At 70.8% G+C, this 16,946-nt stretch carries 14 protein-coding genes; 3 read left to right on the plus strand and 11 right to left on the minus strand.

Translation table 11 applies throughout. The features are described from left to right. Positions 1-107 precede the first annotated feature (107 nt). Positions 108-1,091, minus strand: a complete 984-nt coding sequence (locus ACLB9X_RS12245; protein ID WP_410360325.1) for a pirin family protein — start codon at positions 1,089-1,091, stop codon at positions 108-110. A 120-nt stretch (positions 1,092-1,211) separates the two neighbouring features. After that, positions 1,212-1,664, minus strand: coding sequence for an SseB family protein (locus tag ACLB9X_RS12250; protein ID WP_410360326.1), 453 nt, complete (start codon positions 1,662-1,664; stop codon positions 1,212-1,214). Between the two features lie 131 nt (positions 1,665-1,795). On the opposite strand from ACLB9X_RS12250, the gene ACLB9X_RS12255 reads away from it, so the two are divergent. Both ACLB9X_RS12255 and ACLB9X_RS12260 read left to right on the plus strand, forming a co-directional pair. Continuing rightward, positions 1,796-3,622: an acyl-CoA dehydrogenase gene (locus ACLB9X_RS12255; RefSeq protein WP_410360327.1), complete on the plus strand. Its 1,827-nt coding sequence runs from the start codon at positions 1,796-1,798 to the stop codon at positions 3,620-3,622. Between the two features lie 153 nt (positions 3,623-3,775). Further along, positions 3,776-5,071: a M18 family aminopeptidase gene (locus ACLB9X_RS12260; protein ID WP_410360328.1), complete on the plus strand. Its 1,296-nt coding sequence runs from the start codon at positions 3,776-3,778 to the stop codon at positions 5,069-5,071. A 79-nt stretch (positions 5,072-5,150) separates the two neighbouring features. Here the strand turns inward: ACLB9X_RS12260 and ACLB9X_RS12265 are convergent, their stop codons facing one another. Together ACLB9X_RS12265 and ACLB9X_RS12270 are read right to left on the minus strand one after the other, a co-directional pair. After that, positions 5,151-6,929 (minus strand): NHL domain-containing thioredoxin family protein, encoded by a 1,779-nt coding sequence (locus tag ACLB9X_RS12265; protein WP_410360329.1) that lies wholly within the window; start codon positions 6,927-6,929, stop codon positions 5,151-5,153. A gap of 113 nt (positions 6,930-7,042) precedes the next feature. Then, positions 7,043-7,849, minus strand: a complete 807-nt coding sequence (locus ACLB9X_RS12270) for a carbon-nitrogen family hydrolase (RefSeq protein ID WP_410360330.1) — start codon at positions 7,847-7,849, stop codon at positions 7,043-7,045. A gap of 163 nt (positions 7,850-8,012) precedes the next feature. Between ACLB9X_RS12270 and ACLB9X_RS12275 the strand changes: the two genes are divergently transcribed. Beyond that, positions 8,013-8,837, plus strand: a complete 825-nt coding sequence (locus tag ACLB9X_RS12275; RefSeq protein ID WP_410360331.1) for a maleylpyruvate isomerase family mycothiol-dependent enzyme — start codon at positions 8,013-8,015, stop codon at positions 8,835-8,837. 36 nt (positions 8,838-8,873) lie between these two features. Here the strand turns inward: ACLB9X_RS12275 and ACLB9X_RS12280 are convergent, their stop codons facing one another. The 7 genes from ACLB9X_RS12280 to pdhA form a co-directional block, all read right to left on the minus strand. Continuing rightward, positions 8,874-10,208, minus strand: coding sequence for an MFS transporter (locus ACLB9X_RS12280; RefSeq protein WP_410360332.1), 1,335 nt, complete (start codon positions 10,206-10,208; stop codon positions 8,874-8,876). After that, entirely contained in the window at positions 10,205-10,867 is a 663-nt protein-coding gene (locus ACLB9X_RS12285) for a GntR family transcriptional regulator (protein ID WP_410360333.1), read from the minus strand. The genes ACLB9X_RS12280 and ACLB9X_RS12285 overlap by 4 nt, the downstream gene beginning before the upstream one ends. Positions 10,868-10,998: 131 nt before the next feature. Then, the gene (locus ACLB9X_RS12290; RefSeq protein ID WP_410360334.1) at positions 10,999-12,453 is read right to left on the minus strand and encodes an FG-GAP repeat domain-containing protein; all 1,455 of its coding nucleotides are present in this window, start codon (positions 12,451-12,453) and stop codon (positions 10,999-11,001) included. A gap of 26 nt (positions 12,454-12,479) precedes the next feature. Next, the gene (locus ACLB9X_RS12295; protein WP_410360335.1) at positions 12,480-12,695 is read right to left on the minus strand and encodes a hypothetical protein; all 216 of its coding nucleotides are present in this window, start codon (positions 12,693-12,695) and stop codon (positions 12,480-12,482) included. A gap of 195 nt (positions 12,696-12,890) precedes the next feature. Further along, positions 12,891-14,291, minus strand: coding sequence for a dihydrolipoamide acetyltransferase family protein (locus ACLB9X_RS12300; RefSeq protein ID WP_410360336.1), 1,401 nt, complete (start codon positions 14,289-14,291; stop codon positions 12,891-12,893). 14 nt (positions 14,292-14,305) lie between these two features. Then, positions 14,306-15,286 carry an alpha-ketoacid dehydrogenase subunit beta gene (locus ACLB9X_RS12305; RefSeq protein WP_410360337.1) on the minus strand — a complete coding sequence of 327 codons (981 nt, stop codon included), beginning with the start codon at positions 15,284-15,286 and terminating at the stop codon, positions 14,306-14,308. Positions 15,287-15,288: 2 nt separating this feature from the next. Further along, on the minus strand, positions 15,289-16,437 hold the full coding sequence (pdhA, locus tag ACLB9X_RS12310; RefSeq protein WP_410360338.1) for a pyruvate dehydrogenase (acetyl-transferring) E1 component subunit alpha: 1,149 nt from the start codon (positions 16,435-16,437) through the stop codon (positions 15,289-15,291). Between the last annotated feature and the right edge of the window lie 509 nt (positions 16,438-16,946).

Here is a 16,946-nt window from a genome sequence, read left to right on the forward strand (position 1 = left end):
ACGTGAGGGGTCTGCACGGTACCCACCCGAACACGCGGCCCGTTCCGCGTCCTGCCGAGACGGGCCAGGGGGGTGACGAAGCGTCAGCCCCCCGGCCGCGGACCTCGTCAGGCGACGGTCGGCCCGGACTCCTGCATGCCGTGGACGGCGGGGATCGTGCCGAGCCGGCCCTTCTGGAAGTCCTCGAAGGCCTGCTGGAGCTCCTCGCGGGTGTTCATCACGAACGGCCCGTAGTGCGCCATCGGTTCCCGGATCGGGGCGCCGCCCAGCAGCACGATCTCCAGGTCGCCGGCGTGCGAGCCGTTCTGGGTGTCGTCCGCCCAGACGGTGAGCGCCCCGCCCGCCCCGAACACGGCGGTCTGGCCCATGTGGATCGGCCGCCGCTCGTCGCCGACCGCGCCCCGGCCGGCCAGGACGTACGCCAGGCCGTTGAAGTCCTCGCGCCACGGCAGCCGGATCTGCGCGCCCGGGCGCAGCGTCGCGTGGATCATCGTGATCGGGGTGTGGGTGATGCCGGGACCCTCGTGGCCGTCCAGCTCGCCGGCGATGACCCGCAGCAGCGCACCGCCGTCGGCCGAGGTAAGCAGCCGCACCTGGCCGCCGCGGATGTCCTGGTAGCGGGGGTCCATCATCTTGTCCTTGGCGGGCAGGTTCACCCACAGCTGGAGCCCGTGGAACAGGCCGCCGGACATGACGAGCTGCTCCGGCGGCGCCTCGATGTGCAGCAGGCCGGAGCCGGCGGTCATCCACTGGGTGTCGCCGTTCTGGATGGTGCCGCCGCCGCCGTTGCTGTCCTGGTGGACGAAGGTGCCGTCGATCAGGTACGTGACGGTCTCGAAGCCGCGGTGCGGGTGCCAGGGAGTGCCCTTCGGCTCGCCCGGTGCGTAGTCCACCTCACCCATCTGGTCCATCATGATGAACGGGTCGAGGTGGCGGTAGTTGATCCCGGCGAACGCACGTCGCACCGGGAAGCCCTCCCCCTCGAAGCCGCTGGGCGCCGTGGTCACGGCGAGCACCGGCCGGGACACGGCGTCGGCGGGCGCGGCGACGCGCGGCAGGGTGAGCGGGTTCTCGACAGTCACTGCAGGCATGGCGGGACCTCCTTGTGCGACCAGCTTAGTTGAATTCTGAACTTCTTGCCATGGGGAACGACGAACGCCCGGGAGGAATTCCTCCCGGGCGTCCCGGTCCCACACCCTGGTCGCCGCCGGCTAGCCGTACATCCGCCGCATCGCGAAGTCGACCATCTGCTCCACGGCCTTCGCGTCGAAGACCATCCGGTGGTCGCCCTCCATGTCGAGGACGAAGCCGTATCCCGTCGGCAGCAGGTCGATCACCTCGGCACCGGTGATGACGAAGTACTTGGACTCCTTGCCGGCGTAGCGGCGGAGCTCCTTGAGGGACGTGAACATGGGGATGACCGGCTGCTGGGTGTTGTGCAGCGCCAGGAAGCCGGGGTTGTCGCCGCGCGGGCAGTAGACCTTCGACGTCGCGAAGATCTGCTGGAAGTCCTCGGCCGACATCGACCCCGTCGTGAAGGCCCGCACCGCGTCGGCCAGGGACGGCGGCGACGGCTCGGGGTACAGCGGCTGCTCTCCGTAGGAGGGCTGCTGCGGCACGTACTGCTGCTGCTGTGCGCCCGGGGTCTGGTCGTAGCCGTACATGAGCGCAAGAGTAACGAGTCACAGTTGCGCCGAGAGGGCTTGCGTCTTATTACCGGCGGGTAGCATCATCGAAGCTACTTACTGGTACGTGGACGACAAGTCCATCTTCCGAACCTTACGGAGCCGTCGCCATGGGGCACTACAAGTCGAATCTCCGCGACATCGAGTTCAACCTCTTCGAGGTCCTCGGGCGCGACAAGCTGTACGGCGCCGGCCCGTTCGCGGAGATGGACGTCGACACCGCCAAGTCGATCCTCGCGGAGATCGCCCGCCTCGCGGAGAACGAGCTGGCCGAGTCCTTCGCGGACGCCGACCGCAACCCGCCGGTGTTCGACCCGGCCACCAACACCGCCCCGGTCCCCGAGAGCTTCAAGAAGAGCTACCAGGCCTTCATGGACTCCGAGTACTGGCGCCTCGGCCTGCCCGAGGAGATCGGCGGCACCACCTCGCCCCGCTCCCTGGTCTGGGCGTACGCGGAGCTGCTCCTCGGCTCCAACCCGGCCGTCTGGATGTACTCCTCCGGCCCCGCCTTCGCCGGCGTCCTCTTCGAGGAGGGCAACGAGGCGCAGAAGAAGATCGCCCGGATCGCCGTCGAGAAGCGCTGGGGCTCCACCATGGTCCTCACCGAGCCGGACGCCGGCTCGGACGTCGGCGCCGGCCGCACCAAGGCGATCCAGCAGGAGGACGGCTCCTGGCACATCGAGGGCGTGAAGCGCTTCATCACCTCCGGTGAGCACGACATGGAGGAGAACATCCTCCACTACGTCCTCGCCCGCCCCGAGGGCGCCGGTCCCGGTACCAAGGGCCTGTCCCTCTTCCTCGTCCCGAAGTACCACTTCGACTGGGAGACCGGCGAGCTGGGCGAGCGCAACGGCGTCTACGCGACGAACGTCGAGCACAAGATGGGCCTCAAGGCCTCCAACACCTGCGAGATGACCTTCGGCGACCAGCACCCCGCCAAGGGCTGGCTGATCGGCGACAAGCACGACGGCATCCGCCAGATGTTCATGATCATCGAGTTCGCCCGGATGATGGTCGGCACGAAGGCCATCGCCACCCTCTCCACCGGCTACCTGAACGCGCTGGAGTACGCCAAGGAGCGCGTCCAGGGCCCCGACCTGAAGAACTTCGCGGACAAGACCGCGCCCAAGGTCACCATCACGCACCACCCCGACGTGCGCCGCTCCCTCATGACGCAGAAGTCCTACGCGGAGGGCATGCGCGCCCTGGTGCTCTACACCGCCGCCCTCCAGGACGAGATCGCCGTCAAGGAGGCCGCCGGCGAGGACGCCAAGAACCTCGTCGTGCTGAACGACCTGCTGCTCCCCATCGTCAAGGGCTACGGCTCCGAGAAGTCCTACGAGCAGCTGGCCCAGTCGCTGCAGACCTTCGGCGGCTCCGGCTACCTCCAGGAGTACCCGGTCGAGCAGTACATCCGCGACGCCAAGATCGACACCCTCTACGAGGGCACCACCGCCATCCAGGGCCAGGACTACTTCTTCCGGAAGATCGTCCGCGACCAGGGCCAGGCGCTGAACGCGCTGTCCGAGGAGATCAAGAAGTTCCTCGCGGTCGGCACCGGCGGCGACGAGCTCGCCCCGGCCCGCGACGCGCTCGCCAAGGCGGCCGTCGACCTGGAGGCGATCGTCGGCACCATGACGAACGACCTGATCGCCACCGGCGAGGACGTCACGAACATCTACAAGGTCGGGCTCAACACCACCCGCCTGCTGATGGCCTCCGGTGACGTCGTCGTCGCCTACCTGCTGCTGCGCGGCGCCGCCGTGGCCGCGGAGAAGCTGCCGACCGCGTCCGCCAAGGACGTGCCGTTCTACCAGGGCAAGATCGCGGCCGCGAAGTTCTTCGCCGCCAACGTCCTGCCCGGCGTCTCCGTCGAGCGCGCGCTCGCCGAGAACGTCGACGGCTCGCTGATGGACCTCGACGAGGCCGCGTTCTGACCCCGTCCGCACCCCTCGCACAGGGCCGCCGCCCGATCCCCTCGGGCGGCGGCCCTGCCGTTTCGACCCTCGCGGCACAGCCCGTCGGGCCGCCCACCTGGAGCGCCGCGCATCGACAACCGGCGCACGCACCCCCCTCGTTAAGGTGAACCCATGAGCAGCCCATCCCCCCGCTTCGACCGCGGTCACACCGACGACCTCATGTCCTTCCTGACGGCAGCACCCTCGCCGTACCACGCCGTGGCCGAGGCCGCCGAGCGGCTGGAGAAGGCCGGCTTCCGCCACCTGCTGGAGACCGATTCCTGGGACGGAGCCGCCGGCGGCCGGTACGTGCTGCGCGGCGGCGCGCTGATCGCCTGGTACGTACCGGAAGGCGCCGCGCCCCACACCCCCTTCCGGATCGTCGGCGCCCACACCGACTCCCCCAACCTGCGGGTCAAGCCCCTGCCGGACACCGGCTCCCACGGCTGGCGGCAGGTCGCCGTCGAGATCTACGGCGGGACGCTCCTCAACACCTGGCTCGACCGCGACCTGGGCCTGGCCGGCCGGCTGACCCTGCGCGACGGGTCGCACCGGCTCGTCAACATCGACCGCCCGCTGCTCCGCGTCCCCCAGCTCGCCGTCCACCTGGACCGCTCGGTCAACACCGACGGCCTCAAGCTGGACCGCCAGCGCCACATGCAGCCCGTCTGGGGCCTCGGCGACGTCGGGGAGGGCGACCTGATCCGCTTCCTGGAGCAGGAGTCCGGCATCGACGAGGGCGACGTCACCGGCTGGGACCTGATGGTCCACGCCATCGAACCGCCCGCCTACCTCGGCCGCGACCGCGAGCTCCTGGCCGGCCCCCGCATGGACAACCTCCTGTCCGTGCACGCGGGCACGGCCGCCCTCACCGCGGTCGCCGCGTCCGGTGAGCTGCCCTGCATCCCCGTCCTCGCCGCCTTCGACCACGAGGAGAACGGCTCCCAGTCCGACACCGGCGCCGAGGGACCGCTGCTCGGATCGGTGCTGGAGCGCTCGGTGTACTCCCGCGGCGGCAGCCTGGAGGACCGGGCCCGCGCCTTCGCCGGAACGATCTGCCTCTCCTCCGACACCGGCCACGCCGTCCACCCCAACTACGGCGAGCGCCACGACCCCACGCACCACCCCCGCGCCAACGGCGGCCCCATCCTCAAGGTCAACGTCAACCAGCGCTACGCCACCGACGGCAGCGGCCGGGCCGTGTTCGCCGCGGCCTGCGAGAAGGCGGGCGTGCCGTGGCAGACGTTCGTGTCGAACAACGCGATGCCCTGCGGCACCACGATCGGCCCCATCACCGCGGCCCGGCACGGCATCGCGACCGTGGACATCGGCGTCGCGATCCTGTCGATGCACAGCGCCCGCGAACTGTGCGGCGCGGACGACCCGTACCTGCTGGCGAACGCGCTGGTGGCGTTCCTGGAGGGCTGAGCCGCGAGCGCGGCCGGCCCGGCCGGCGATCCGCCCTTGGCCGGCGGCGGGTGCCGCCGCGCCGAGGCGGCGCCCCTGCCTACCGGGCCGGGTCCATCCCCGCCAGCACGAGCGGCAGCCGGCCGGCGCCGCCTTCCGTCACCCGCACCGGAACGCCCCAGTCCTGCTGATGCACATGGCAGGCCGGGTACTCGTTCGCCGGGTCGTCGTCGCAGGACGCCGCCATCGCCGAGACGTGCAGCACGCCCTCGGTGATCTCGGGGTTCAGCTCCAGCTCGCGGCTCAGATCCGTCCCGGCGCCCTCGCCCGAGAGCAGCAGCTCCTCGGGCGTGGCGGAGACCAGCAGGCGGGTCGAGGGCCCGTAGCGGGTGTCGAGCTTCTGCCCGGCCGGGGCCTGGAAGACGACATCCAGGCGGAGCTTCCCCGCCGCGACCTCGGTCGCGGCGCGCTGGGTGCGGTGGGCGACGGCCTCCACGCGTACGGCCTCCTCGGGCAGCCGCAGCCGGGTCAGCCGGTGCCGGGCCGACTCCACGACCACGATGTCGTCGCCCACGAGCACCGCGCCGCTCGGCTCGCGCAGATCGGTGGCCAGCGTGGTGACCTCGTTCGTCGCCGGGTCGAACCGGCGCAGCGCGTGGTTGTACGTGTCGCTGATCGCCACCGAGCCGTCGGGCAGCGCCGTGACGCCCAGCGGGTGCTGGAGCAGCGCCTGGCCGGCGTCCCCGTCGCGGTGCCCGAAGTCGAACAGCCCGGTGCCGACGGCGGTGCGGACCTGCATGTCCCGGTCGACGAAGCGGACCGCGGAGGTCTCCGAGTCGGCGACCCACAGCCGGTCCTCGGTGGCGGCGAGCCCGGACGGCTGCGCGAACCATGCCTCGGCCGCCGGACCGTCCACCAGGCCCTCGTTGGTCGTGCCCGCGGCGACGGCGACCGTACGCGTCCCGGGGTCGTACGTCCACAGCTGGTGCACGCCCGCCATGGCGATCCACACCTTGCCGCCGAAGACCGCGACGTCCCACGGGGAGGAGAGAGCGACGTCGAGCGCGGGGCCGCTGGTCGGGGACCCCTGCCACCACTGCCGGCCGGTGCCCGCGAGGGTGGTGATGTGGCCGGTCGTCAGATCGACGGCGCGCAGGCTGTGGTTCACGGTGTCGGCGACGACGACGGTGTCGTCGTCGAGCAGCGCGAGTCCCTGCGGCTCGTTGAAGAAGCCGGGGCCGCCGATGCGCCGCACGACGCTCTCGCCGTCCGGCGCCAGCTCCACGAGCTGGTGGCGGGTGGTGTCGGAGACCAGGAAGTTCCCGGACGGCAGCACGACGGCCTTGCCGGGGAAACGCAGATCGGTGGCGACGGGCGCGGGCGCGACGTACGGCCCGTCCCCGCGCCGCAGCGTCCCCTTCGCCTCGTGCTCGGCCTCCAGCTCCTCGACGAGCTTCTCGATGGCGTGCGCATGCCCCTCACCGGCGTGCTGCGCGACGACGTACCCCTCGGGGTCGATCACCACGAGCGTGGGCCAGGCCCGCACGGCGTACTGCTTCCAGGTCGCGAGCTCGGGGTCGTCGAGCACGGGGTGCTCGACGTTGTACCGCTCGACGGCGTCGACGACGGCAGCGTGGTCGGCCTCGTGCACGAACTTCGGCGAGTGGACCCCGATGATCACGACGGTGTCGCGGTGCTTCTCCTCGAGCTCACGGAGTTCGTCGAGGACGTGGAGACAGTTCACACAGCAAAATGTCCAAAAATCGAGGATCACAATGCGTCCCCGCAGGTCCGCGAGGGTGTACTGCCTGTCTCCTGTGTTCAGCCATCCACCCTTGCCGACCAGCTCGGGGGCCCGAACGCGTGCACGTGTCGCCATGCCTCCATCCAACCGCATGCACGGGGGTACTCATTCCGCCACGGACCCGAGCCGCAAGGTGCTCGTCACGCTGCGGCGGAAGCGGTTCGGCCGGGGCGGCGCGATGAGGTGGGCTACGCGGCCGGGCCGGGTGGGACCGGCAGGCCCAGGCGGCGGTCCTTGAGCGCCGGGAACTGCTCGCGGGTCTTGTCCACCTTCGACGGGTCGAGGTCCACGGTCAGCACCTCCTCGTCCGGGCCTGCCTCGGCGAGGACCTCGCCCCAGGGGTCGACGACGATGCTGTGCCCGGCCTGTTCGACGTCCGCGTGCGTGCCCGCGGTCCCGCAGGCGAGCACGTACGCCTGGTTCTCGACGGCGCGGGCGCGGGCCAGCAGGGTCCAGTGCTCGCGGCGGCGGGCCGGCCAGCCGGCCGGGACGACGAGCGCCTGGGCGCCGGCGTCGACGAGGCCGCGGAACAACTCGGGGAAGCGCAGGTCGTAGCAGGTGGCGAGGCCGAGGGTGAGCGCACCGGGCAGCGGCACGGTGACCAGTTCCTCGCCGGCGCCCATCATCACGGCCTCCCCCTTGTCGAAGCCGAAACGGTGGATCTTGCGGTAGGTGGCGGCCAGCCGGCCGTCGGGCGCGATGACGAGCGCGGTGTTGTAGAGCGTGCCGTCGCCGTCCCTCTCGACGATCGATCCGGCGTGCAGCCAGACGCCCGCGTCCCGCGCCGCATCGGCCATCGCCGCGTACGTCGGGCCGGCGGGTGTCTCGGCCTCGGCTTCGAACTGCTCGTACGCGAAGGCGCCGACGGGCCAGAGCTCGGGGAGGATCACCAGGTGGGCGTCCCGTTGCCCGCGTACCAGCGCGGCGACGCGGAGCCTGCGGGATTCGACCGTTTCGTCCGGGTCTACTGCGATCTGCATGAGCGAGGCGCGCACACTACCACCGTCCTGGCATTCGAGCCGTCAACACGGGCCTACGATCGTCACACGAAAGCACTGCCGGGGTGACGCTCGGCAGCGTAACTTAACTGCCGAGCCTCCCACGCAGCCCAGCAGTCAGCAGCCCAGCCCGCGTACCGCAGAACCGCCGAGGGGTCCCGTGACCGTCCATCCCAGCCTCCAGAACTACGCCGATGCCTGGACCCACGCAGTCGAGTCGATAGCCGAGCTGGTGCAGCCGCTCCCCCAGGGGGAGTGGAACCGCGCCACGCCGTGTCCGGGCTGGTCCGTGCGGGACATCGTGTCCCATGTCATCGGCATGGAGTGCGAGATGCTCGGCGACCCGCGCCCGATTCACTCGCTGCCGCGCGATCTGTACCACGTGCAGAGCGATTTCGCGCGCTACATGGAGATGCAGGTCGATGTGCGCCGGCACCACACCTCCCCGGAGATGACGGCCGAGCTGGAGTACACGATGATCCGCCGGGCCCGTCAGCTGCGCAACGAGAACCGCGACCCCGGCACTCTGGTCCGCGCCCCGCTGGGAGCCGAACAGACCCTTGAACTCGCCTACCGCATGCGCGCGTTCGACACATGGGTGCACGAGCAGGACCTGCGCACGGCGCTCGGCAAGCCGGGCAATCTGGACTCGCCGGGTGCGTACGTGGCGCGGGACTGCCTGCTCGAGGCCCTGCCGAAGGTGGTGGCCAAGGACGCGGGTGCGCCGCCGCATTCGGCCGTGGTCTTCGATGTGAGCGGCCCGGTGGAGTTCCTGCGGACGGTACGGGTGGACGCCGAGGGGCGCGGCTCGGTGGACGGTTCGCCGTCGCTCGGCCCGCTGGTGACGTTCACGACGGACTGGGAGACGTTCTACCGGCTGGCGTGCGGCCGGGTGCGGCCCGCGGCCGTGGCGGACCGGGTCAAGGTCGACGGCGACGCGGAGACGGCCGAGGCGATCCTGCGGTCGTTCGCGGTCACGCCCTGAGCAGGTGGGGCGGGCGCACCCGCCCCCTGCCGTCGCCTAGACCGGTACGTGCACGGCCTCCACGCGGCTCGCCACCAGGCGCTCGCGCTCGCGTCGCGCCGTGCGTGCCCGCAGCCGCAGGATCTGGGCGACCCCGAGCGCCTGAGGCACGAAGACGGACGAGAACGCGATCCGGTAGTCGCCACCGGTCGCGTCCAGGAGTACGCCCACCGCGAGCAGCGTGGTCATCGAGGCGACGAAACCGCCCATGTTGACGATGCCGGACGCCGTCCCCTGACGCTCGGGCGGATTGGCGGGCCGCGCGAAGTCGAAGCCGATCATCGACGCGGGGCCGCAGGCGCCGAGCACGGTGCACAGGGTGACGAGCAGCCACAGGGGAGCGGCGTCCCCGGGGTACCCAATAGTGGCCGCCCACAGCAGGGCGCTGGCGCCTATGGTGCCGAGCGCCAGTGGGGTGCGGGCCGCGTGGTGGCGCGCGATGATCTGCCCGTAGACGAGGCCGACGACCATGTTGGACGCCACGACAAGGGTCAGCAGGGCGCCCGCGCTCTCGCGGGTCAGGCCCTGTGCCTCCACCAGGAACGGCATGCCCCACAGCAGCAGGAACACCATGGCGGGGAACTGGGTGGTGAAGTGCACCCACATGCCGAGCCGGGTGCCCGGCTCGCGCCAGGACGCGGCGATCTGACGCCGTACGAACGCGGCTCCCGCGTGGCGGACCGGCGGTGGGCTCTCCCCGTCGAAGGCCGGGGGAGGTTCGTGTCCCTCGGGGTGGTCCTTGAGGAAGAGCAGCAGCAGGACGAGCACGACGACGCCGGCCGCGGCGCTGCCGGCGAAGGTGGCCGTCCAGCCCATGCCGTGCAGCATGCGGGCGATGACGAGGGTGGAGACCAGGTTGCCCGCCATGCCGAACAGGGCGGCGACCTGCGCGATGAGGGGGCCGCGCCGGGCGGGGAACCAGCGGCTGCCGAGCCGCAGCACGCTGATGAACGTCATCGCGTCGCCGCAGCCGAGCAGGGCCCGTGACGCGAGCGCCATGCCGTACGAGGGTGAGAGGGCGAACCCGAGCTGGCCGACGGTGAACAGCACCACGCCGATGGTGAGGACCTTCTTGGTGCCGAGCCGGTCGACCATCAGGCCGACGGGTATCTGCATGCCCGCGTAGACGAGCAGTTGGAGGATGGAGAAGGTCGACAGGGCGGAGGCGTTGACGTCGAAGCGGTCGGCGGCGTCGAGTCCGGCGACGCCCAGGGACGTGCGGAAGATGACGGCGACGAAGTAGACGGCGACGCCGATGCCCCAGACGGCGGCGGCCCGCCGGCCGCCGGGGGGATCACCGGGGAGGGACGCCTCGGAGGCGGACGCGCTCACCGTTCCTCACCCCGGACCAGCACCTTGACGCGGCCGAGGTGGGCGCGCACGCACTCGGCGGCGCCCTCCGCGTCACCGGCCCTGATCCTCTCGAGGATCTCGGCATGCTCGGTGTGGTTCCTGGTGACCCGGTCGGGGAGGGCCTGCATCATCGCGACGCCCATGCGCAACTGGCGGTCGCGCAGCTGGTCGTAGAGCTTTGAGAGGATCTCGTTGCCCGCGTGGCGGACGATCTCGGCGTGGAAGCAGCGGTCGCTGACGGCGAAGGCGGCGAGGTCGCCGGCGGCGGCGTGCCGCTGCTGCTCGTCGAGGATCTCCTCGAGGCGGGTGATGAGCGCGGCGGGCGCGGGCACGGCCTTGCGCACGGCGAACTCCTCGACCAGCAGCCGGGTTTCGACGACGTCCGCTATCTCCTGCGCGGAGACGGCGAGGACGAGCGCGCCCTTCTTCGGGTAGAGCTTGATCAGCCCTTCGACCTCGAGCTTGAGGAGTGCCTCCCGCACGGGGGTGCGCGATACGCCGACGGCCTCGGCCAGTTCGCCCTCGGTGAGGAGCGTGCCGCCCTCGTACTGCCGGTCGAGGACGGCCTGCTTGATGTGGGTGTAGACGCGGTCGGCGGCCGGGGGCTGTCTGACGGGGGGCGCGGAGGCGGCGGGCATGCACACAGCATAGATACAACAGACTTCAACGAGAAACCCGCGTCCATATCGCGAACGAGCCCCGTGCCCGCGGTCGATCGCGGGCAGGGGGCTTGTTCACGGTCCTCTCGGGCCGGGGCCCGTCAGGAGTGTCAGAGCAGGGCGTTGTACGTGCTGATGACCGACTGGTCGCCGGCGCCCACGATCCGGACGCGCGCCGCGTACGGAACGTCCGCCTTGCCCGTGCCCCGGTACAGCCACAGCCTCCCGGACGTGTCCTGGGCGACCAGGTCCGCCCTGCCGTCGTCGGTCAGGTCACCGGGCGCGGTCATCGCGCGGTAGATCTGCCAGCCGCCGCCGACCTTGGTGCGCGCCGCGAACGGAGCCGTGGCATTGCCCGTGCCCCTGTAGAGCCACAGCACACCCGCCTTGTCGCGGGCCAGCAGATCGGCCTTGCCGTCCGCCGTCACATCGGAGACACCGGTGAGCTCGTTGAAGATCTGCCAGCCGCCGCCGACCTTGGTGCGCGCCGCGAACGGAGCCGTGGCATTGCCCGTGCCCCTGTAGAGCCACAGCACACCCGCCTTGTCGCGGGCCAGCAGGTCCGCCTTGCCGTCCGCCGTCACATCGGAGACACCGGTCAGCTTGTCGAAGATCTGCCAGCCGCCGCCGACCTTGGTGCGCGGTGCGAGCACGTTCCAGCCACCCGTGGTGCGGTAGTGCCACAGCACGCCGGCCGCGTCCCGTCCGACGACGCCACCGCCCGTGGCCTGGACCGTCACCGGGGCGAGCTTGGTGAGGGCGTTGTACGTGTTCCAGCCGCCGCCGATGATCTCCTCGAAGTCCCGGAAAGGACGTGTGGCCTGGCCGGTGCCCAGGTGCGCACGGAGCATGCCGTCCTTGCCCCGCGCGAGCATCATGTGGTGCGGCCGGACCGGGTAAGGGCTGTCGACCGCGAAGGTGCTGGACGTGTACGGGTTGTGGGTGCCGAAGGTGTACACCTCGTAGACCGCTTCGGCGTCGATCTTCCACGCCGCCGTCTGCGCCGCGGCGCTCAAGGTGTAGCTGATGGTGACGTCTCCCGGCGTGACGTCGCACGTGATCGCGCCGTAGGCGATCGATCCGTAGGTGTGGTCGCAGACGGCGTTGTCGCCGCCCGAGACGGAATCGATCTCGATGGATACCTCTTCCTCCTCCCAGTCGCGCAGGCCCTCGGCGGGACGGAAGGAGATCGACAGCTGCCCCTCGTCGACCGCGTGCAGGGTGACCGACTGGGTGACCGAGCCGCCTGCCTTCAGTGCCGGGGTGTTCATCTGCATCGTGTTCTGCGCGACGTGCTCGGCCGACTTGACCGTGATCGTGCGCGCGGCGTGCCGGCCGTCCTCGGAGAAGGTGGCCGCGGTCTGGGCTTCCTTGACCGCGTTGTCGATGCTCGTACCACTCGGCGCGTAGGCGAGTCCGAAGTAGGCCTTCGTGCCGTGCGCCGCGGAATCCGTGGCCGCCACGGTCGGCGTGGGGATGTACCCGTTGGCGTCGCAGAGATACACACCGGTGGTGTTCGCCGGCCTGCAGTCCTCGTCGACCGAGACCCGCAGACCTGCGGGCACGCCGCCGGCGGTCCAGGACGGGTCGTTCAGCGCTGCTTGCTCAGGGCGTAGACCATGGTCCCCGCGGGCTCGCCGTAGTACGCCAGTGGATTGAGTTCTGCCCAGCCCTCGCCGGGCATGAGCGTCCAGTTGCGTACCTCGTCGAAGCTGAAGTCGTCGGCCGCCGCGGCGGTCGACGCGCCGGCGAGAGCACCGGTGGCCAGCAGCGCCACCGTTGCGGAAACAGCCAGGAGTCTGCGCATGCAGTGTCCCCCATGAGAAAGGCGGCATCTGCTGCCGCGGCAACGCCAGGCTCCCCCCAGGCGTGGCCGAAACCTACACCACATGAACACCTCGGCTTCACCCACGTCACCGCGACCGGAAACCGGAACGGAAACACAGACGCCCGACCGGGGCGACCCGGTCGGGCGTTTCACGTGAAACAGACAACAGGCCCGTCAGGCCCAGGTGATGAGCCGCTTCGGGTTCTCCAGGATGGCCGCGACGTCGGCCAGGACCTTGGAGCCCAGCTCGCCGTCGACCAGTCGGTGGTCGAAGGAGAGCGCGAGCGTGGTGACCTGGCGCGGCTTCACCTTGCCCTTGTGGACCCACGGCTGGAGCTTGATCGCACCGACCGCGAGGATCGCGGACTCGCCCGGGTTCAGGATCGGTGTGCCGGTGTCGACGCCGAAGACGCCGACGTTGGTGATGGTCACCGTGCCGCCCTGCATGGCCGCCGGGGTGGTCTTGCCCTCGCGGGCGGTGGCCACGAGCTCGCCCAGCGCCTCGGCCAGTTCCGGCAGGGTCTTGTCGTGCGCGTCCTTGATGTTCGGCACGATCAGACCGCGCGGGGTGGCCGCGGCGATGCCCAGGTTGACGTAGTGCTTCAGGACGATCTCCTGATTGGCCTCGTCCCAGGCGGCGTTGATCTCCGGGTTCCGCTTGATGGCGACGAGCAGGGCCTTGGCGATCAGCAGCAGCGGGTTGACCCGCAGCCCCGCCATGTCCTTGTCGGCCTTCAGCTCCTCGACCAGCTTCATCGTGCGCGTCACGTCGAGCGTGACGAACTCGGTGACGTGCGGCGCGGTGAAGGCGCTGCCGACCATCGCGGCGGCGGTCGCCTTCCGTACGCCCTTGATCGGGATGCGCGTCTCGCGGGCGCCGGCCGGGACGGACACGGGAGCCGGAGCCCCGGGCGCCACCGGCTCGGGCGCGGCGACCGGCGCGGGTGCCGCGGCGGCGTGCACGTCCTCGCGGGTGATGATCCCGTCGGGGCCGGTGGGCGTGACCGTCTCCAGGTCGATGCCCAGGTCCTTGGCGAGCTTGCGCACCGGCGGCTTGGCGAGCGGGCGCGGACGGGCCGGGGCGGCGCCGTTCATCTCGGCCTGGATCGCAGCCGCGGCGGCCTGCTGGGGGACGGCCCCGGCGGGGGCCTTGCGCGGACGGCGCTTGGTCGAGGACTCGGCGACGCCGTAGCCCACGAGGACCGGCTGGCGTCCCTGCGGCTTGGCCTCCGGCTCCGGCTCGGGCGCGGGCTCGGCGGCGGCGAGCGACGGCTCGGTGGCTGCCGGGGGCGGCTCCTCGGCCGGTCCCGACCCGGGAGCCACGTCGATCGTGATGATCGACGTGCCGACGTCGACGGTCGTGCCCTCCTCGAAGCGCAGCTCGTGGACGACGCCGTCGTATGGGATCGGCAGCTCGACGGCCGCCTTCGCCGTCTCGACCTCGCACACGACCTGGCCGTCGGTGACGCTGTCACCGGGCTGGACGTACCACTTGAGGATCTCGGCCTCCGTGAGCCCCTCGCCCACGTCGGGCATCTTGAACTCGCGGAAGCGCAGGGAGGTGTCTGCGGTCATGGTCACGGCACTCCTCAGTACGCGAGCGAGCGGTCGACGGCGTCCAGCACACGGTCCAGACCCGGGAGGTACTCCTCCTCCAGGCGGGCCGGCGGGTACGGGGCGTGGAAGCCGCCGACCCTCAGCACCGGGGCCTCCAGCTGGTAGAAGCACCGCTCGGTGATACGGGCGGCGATCTCCGCGCCGGAGCCGTAGAAGACGGGGGCCTCGTGGACCACGACCAGCCGGCCGGTCTTCTCGACGGACGTCTGGATCGTGTCGAAGTCGATCGGGGACATCGAGCGCAGGTCGAGGACCTCGACGGACTTGCCCTCCTCGGCCGCGGCCGCCGCGGCCTCGACGCAGACCTTCACCATCGGGCCGTAGGCGGCGAGGGTGATGTCGGTGCCGGCCCGGGCGACGCGCGCCGCGTGCAGCGGGCCGGGGATCGCCTCGGTGTCGACCTCGCCCTTGTCCCAGTAGCGCCGCTTCGGCTCGAAGAAGATCACCGGGTCGTCGCTCTGGATGGCCTGCTGGAGCATCCAGTACGCGTCGGAGGCGTTGGACGGGGAGACCACCTTGAGGCCCGCCACGTGCGCGAAGAGCGCCTCGGGGGACTCGGAGTGGTGCTCGACCGCGCCGATGCCGCCGCCGTAGGGGATCCGGACGACGACGGGCAGCTTGATCTTGCCGAGCGCGCGGGCGTGCATCTTCGCGAGCTGCGTGACGATCTGGTCGTACGCCGGGAAGACGAAGCCGTCGAACTGGATCTCCACGACCGGGCGGTAGCCGCGCAGGGCCAGGCCGATCGCGGTGCCGACGATGCCGGACTCGGCGAGCGGGGTGTCGATGACCCGGTCCTCGCCGAAGTCCTTCTGCAGCCCGTCGGTGATGCGGAAGACGCCGCCGAGCTTGCCGACGTCCTCGCCCATGATCAGGACCTTGGGGTCGGTCTCCAGGGCCTTGCGCAGCGACTCGTTGAGCGCCTTCGCGAGCGGGAGCTTCTGTACCGCCATGACTAGATGCCCTCCTCGGCGAACGACGCCTGGTAGGCGGCGAACTGTGCGCGCTCCTCGTCGACGAGCGCGTGCCCGTCCGCGTACACGTGGTCGAACATCGCCATGTCGTCGGGGTCGGGCATGGCCCGGACCGCCTCCCGCACGCGCTTGGCGAGACTGTCGCTCTCCTCGTCCAGCGCGGCGAAGAAGGCCGCGTCGGCGTGCCCCTCGTTCTCGAGGTACGTCCGCAGGCGCTGGATCGGGTCCTTGGCCTCCCAGGCGGCACGGTCCTCGTCGTGCCGGTACCGGGTCGGGTCGTCGGAGGTGGTGTGGGCGCCCATGCGGTAGGTGAACGCCTCGACCAGGGTCGGGCCCTCGCCCCGGCGGGCGCGCTCCAGCGCGGAGCGGGTGACCGCGAGGCAGGCGAGGACGTCGTTGCCGTCGACGCGGACGCCGGGGAAGCCGTAGCCCTGCGCACGCTGGTAGAGCGGGACGCGGGTCTGACGCTCGGTCGGCTCGGAGATCGCCCACTGGTTGTTCTGGCAGAAGAACACGACCGGCGCGTTGTACACCGCGGAGAAGGTGAAGGACTCGGCGACGTCGCCCTGGCTGGACGCGCCGTCGCCGAAGTACGCGATCACGGCCGAGTCGCCGCCGTCCTTGGCCACGCCCATCGCGTAGCCCGTGGCGTGCAGCGTCTGCGAGCCGATGACGATCGTGTACAGGTGGAAGTTGTTGCTGTTCGGGTCCCAGCCCCCGTGGTTCACACCGCGGAACATGCCCAGCAGGTTCGTCGGGTCGACTCCGCGGCACCAGGCGACGCCGTGCTCGCGGTAGGTCGGGAAGACGTAGTCGTCGTCGCGCAGGGCGCGTCCCGAACCGATCTGGGCGGCCTCCTGTCCCAGCAGCGAGGCCCACAGTCCCAGTTCGCCCTGCCGCTGCAGGGCGGTGGCCTCGGCGTCGAACCGGCGCGTGAGGACCATGTCGCGGTACAGCCCGCGCAGCTCCTCGGCGCTCAGGTCGATGTCGTAGTCCGGGTGCTGGACGCGCTCACCCTCGGGCGTCAGCAGCTGTACCAGCTGGGGCTCGGAACTCTGTGGCTTCTTGGCGGCGCTGACGCGCTTGCTGCTGCGTCGCGGTTTGCGCGCGGCAGTGCTCTCCACGGTCACGTGCGTGCTCCTCCGTCGGTCCGGCCCCCGGGGTCCGCCGGTGTGGCCAGTGCGGCTCGCCCGGTCCGGACCGGTGCACGGGGTGGGTGCGACGCGGCCGGATTCGGGCGTGACAGGTGCCCCGGCGAACGTCCTGTCAAAGGCACGTTACCCAGTGCGTAGCATTACTGCGAAACCCCATTTGACCTGCAATTTTGCTTGGATTTCCAAGTAAATCGAGGAAATACGGGAACGCCACTGGTCAGAGCCGTACGGACCGCCGGAACGAAGGCACGTTATCCCGCACACCCCAGGCACGGGAAGAGTCAATATCTGAGGCGGTGCCGAGCGTGCGTCATCGCGGCGCACGGCCCGGGATGTCACCCGTCCGGGCTAACCCGGCGGGCTCCCGGCCGGAACTCCGGCCCCTCCCGGTTGCGGTCCGGTGGCGTTTCTGCACGGCCGCCGGTGACGAAGAGCGGAAGCCATGTCCACCGGGAACGCCGCGCCCTCGACCTGCCCAGCAGTGT

Origin of the sequence: Streptomyces sp. 5K101 (genome assembly GCF_046506645.1) — a bacterium.
Classification (GTDB): Bacteria; Actinomycetota; Actinomycetes; order Streptomycetales; family Streptomycetaceae; genus Streptomyces.

Bases quoted from the DNA above. Each gene is read 5' to 3' on its own strand.
- ACLB9X_RS12245 (WP_410360325.1), bottom strand. From the start codon at position 1,091: ATGCCTGCAGTGACTGTCGAGAACCCGCTCACCCTGCCGCGCGTCGCC.
- ACLB9X_RS12250 (WP_410360326.1), bottom strand. From the start codon at position 1,664: ATGTACGGCTACGACCAGACCCCGGGCGCACAGCAGCAGCAGTACGTG.
- ACLB9X_RS12255 (WP_410360327.1), top strand. From the start codon at position 1,796: ATGGGGCACTACAAGTCGAATCTCCGCGACATCGAGTTCAACCTCTTC.
- ACLB9X_RS12260 (WP_410360328.1), top strand. From the start codon at position 3,776: ATGAGCAGCCCATCCCCCCGCTTCGACCGCGGTCACACCGACGACCTC.
- ACLB9X_RS12265 (WP_410360329.1), bottom strand. From the start codon at position 6,929: ATGGCGACACGTGCACGCGTTCGGGCCCCCGAGCTGGTCGGCAAGGGT.
- ACLB9X_RS12285 (WP_410360333.1), bottom strand. From the start codon at position 10,867: ATGCCCGCCGCCTCCGCGCCCCCCGTCAGACAGCCCCCGGCCGCCGAC.
- ACLB9X_RS12295 (WP_410360335.1), bottom strand. From the start codon at position 12,695: ATGCGCAGACTCCTGGCTGTTTCCGCAACGGTGGCGCTGCTGGCCACC.
- ACLB9X_RS12300 (WP_410360336.1), bottom strand. From the start codon at position 14,291: ATGACCGCAGACACCTCCCTGCGCTTCCGCGAGTTCAAGATGCCCGAC.
- ACLB9X_RS12305 (WP_410360337.1), bottom strand. From the start codon at position 15,286: ATGGCGGTACAGAAGCTCCCGCTCGCGAAGGCGCTCAACGAGTCGCTG.